This is a genomic window from Binatus sp. (SeqCode) (assembly GCF_036522015.1).
Taxonomy (GTDB): Bacteria; Desulfobacterota; Binatia; order Binatales; family Binataceae; genus Binatus.
In genome coordinates, this window is the sequence record NZ_DATDGQ010000206.1 from 1 (window position 1) to 2,202 (window position 2,202).

Sequence of the window (2,202 nt, forward strand, 5' to 3'; positions counted from 1 at the left end):
CCTCGCGGCGCGGCGCGCGAGTGACGGGCGTCGATGCGGACGCGGGCGCGATCGCAGCGGCGTCACGCAATGCGGCGCGCTTGAATTGTCGCGACGCGCAGTTTATCGCGATGAAGGCGTCGGCAACCGCGGATTTTTTGCATCGCGCACGCTATCACCCCGACCTCATAATTCTCGATCCGCCGCGCACTGGTGCGCTCGATATGATGGAACCGATCGTCAAGCTGCGCGCACCGAGCGTCATTTACGTATCGTGCGACGTGACGACGCTCGCCCGCGATCTGCGCGTGCTGGCGGGCGCGGGATATAAAATCGAGCGCGTGCGCGGGTTCGATTTCTTTCCCAACACGCATCATGTTGAGATTGCGGTGCACGCGCTATTGACTTAGATCGCTGTGCATTCTTAGAGTAATTGAGTGGTCGATTCGCGCATCCTCCCGCCGTCAGAGGGTTGATCAAAGAGATGCCCAAGCAGGAAAAGGAAAAACTCCCAAGGCCGAAGATTACGATTATCCCGGGCCGTGGGGTCGCGCAGACAATCAACTATTTGCTTGAGGACCGGGACGACCTCGAATGGATTATCGCGGTCGGGCGCACGAAGAACGGCGAGCTGTTCTTCTACGACACCGGCGGCGACATCGTCGAGGACCTCGGCACGCTCGAGTACCTGAAAGCGCGAATTGTGCGCGCGCACTTCGGCGACGAGTACGAATAAAATAATCGTCTGCTCTCTCAGTCTTCGAATTCTTCGTGCGGCGGCCGCGCGTAGATGACTCCGTTCTCAATTTCGGTCAGCACTCGATAAAGATATTTCCCACACGCGGTCGGCGGTCCGGCGATGCATTCACCGCTCGCTGGTTCGTAGTACGCGTTGTGCGTCTGGCACATCAGGTAGCGGCCGTCTTCGGCGAAGAATTGGTTATCGACCCAGTCCATCGCCATCGGCACATGGCGGCATCGATTGACGTAAGCGTGAAACTCACCGCCGAAGTTGATCAGAAAACACTCCTCGTCGGCGCCGCGAATCGGCATTAAGAACTTTAGTGACTCTCCCGGGGCGAGAGCGTCGGTACGCGCGACTTTGTAGCGGGCCTTCGTCGGCGCAGCTTTGCGGCGCGGATGCGATCGGGTCAGGGCGGCGCGGCGTCGATGTTGGTCGTCGGACATTCTGTGTTGGCAGAGATTTTGGTGCGCGGAATTTTCGTTAGCTTGCCGGATTTTGTCAAAGCCCATAGCATCTGTAAACGCGATGGAAAATCCGAAGATTCGCGCCGTCGAGGCGCTCCCCATCGATCAGCAGGATCAGACACTGATCTGTTTGCGCGACCCGAGCGGACTGGCGCCCGAGTCGATCATGCTCGGGATGGGCGCGTGGTTCATCGTAACTCAGTTCGACGGGCGAACGTCGCGGAAGGACATTCAGTCGGCGTTTGCGAAGCGCTTCGGCGAGATGATCCCGCTCGAGAAGCTGGACGAACTGATCGCGGCGCTGGATCGTGCGTACTTTCTCGATTCGCCCGCATTTCATGAACGTGAGCGGCGCGTGCGCGAGGATTTCCTCGCTAGTCCCGACCGTCCGGCGGCGCTGGCGGGGCTCTGCTACGAGAAAGATCCGGCGAAGTTGCGGCTTGAGCTGGCGGCGTTCTTCGATCCTCCCGAAGGACCCGGGCGGGTCGCCGCGGTGAAGAAATCATCGTCGCTCGCGGGCCTGATCGCGCCTCATATAGATCCGCGCCGCGGCGCTGCCGCCTATGCGCACGCGTACCACGAATTGATGTCGCACGAGCTGCCCGAGCTGGTCGTGATTCTTGGAACCTCGCACTACGGCGCCGGCCCCGAACTGTTCAGTGCGACTCGCAAGAACTACGCGACGCCCTTCGGCCCGGTCGAGACCGACGCTGCATTTATCGATCGGCTGGCGGCGCGCTACCAGGGCGATCTGTTCGCCGACGAGCTACTGCATCGCGGCGAGCACTCGATCGAATTCCAGGCATTGTTCCTCGCCTACGCGCTCGGAGTGCGCGGCTACCAGATCGTGCCGATCCTGGTCAGCTCGTTCCACGAAATGGTGGCGAATGGAGTCAGTCCCGCGCGTGATGCCCGCGTTGGCTTGTGGGCACTGCGCAGAAAAAAGCGCACCCTGCCACTCTTCCAGAGAAATGACGCAACAGATTGCTCCACACTGGAACGCCGAAAACTACT

At 60.4% G+C, this 2,202-nt stretch carries 3 protein-coding genes and 1 pseudogene; 3 read left to right on the plus strand and 1 reads right to left on the minus strand.

Annotation, left to right across the window (positions count from 1 at the left end):
* Together VIW95_RS08960 and VIW95_RS08965 are read left to right on the plus strand one after the other, a co-directional pair.
* Positions 1-389 (plus strand): annotated as a pseudogene (locus VIW95_RS08960) (hypothetical protein); the annotation flags it as partial.
* Between the two features lie 74 nt (positions 390-463).
* Positions 464-715: a hypothetical protein gene (locus VIW95_RS08965; protein ID WP_304819693.1), complete on the plus strand. Its 252-nt coding sequence runs from the start codon at positions 464-466 to the stop codon at positions 713-715.
* Positions 716-732: 17 nt separating this feature from the next.
* On the opposite strand, the gene VIW95_RS08970 is transcribed toward VIW95_RS08965, so the two are convergent.
* Positions 733-1,167: a Rieske (2Fe-2S) protein gene (locus VIW95_RS08970; protein ID WP_331585545.1), complete on the minus strand. Its 435-nt coding sequence runs from the start codon at positions 1,165-1,167 to the stop codon at positions 733-735.
* An 82-nt stretch (positions 1,168-1,249) separates the two neighbouring features.
* On the opposite strand from VIW95_RS08970, the gene amrB reads away from it, so the two are divergent.
* Positions 1,250-2,202 (plus strand): AmmeMemoRadiSam system protein B (gene amrB, locus VIW95_RS08975; protein WP_331585547.1); only part of this gene is annotated, 953 nt, incomplete at its 3' end.

Coding starts and splice junctions, on each gene's coding strand:
- VIW95_RS08970 (WP_331585545.1), bottom strand. CDS start 1,167: ATGTCCGACGACCAACATCGACGCCGCGCCGCCCTGACCCGATCGCAT.
- VIW95_RS08965 (WP_304819693.1), top strand. CDS start 464: ATGCCCAAGCAGGAAAAGGAAAAACTCCCAAGGCCGAAGATTACGATT.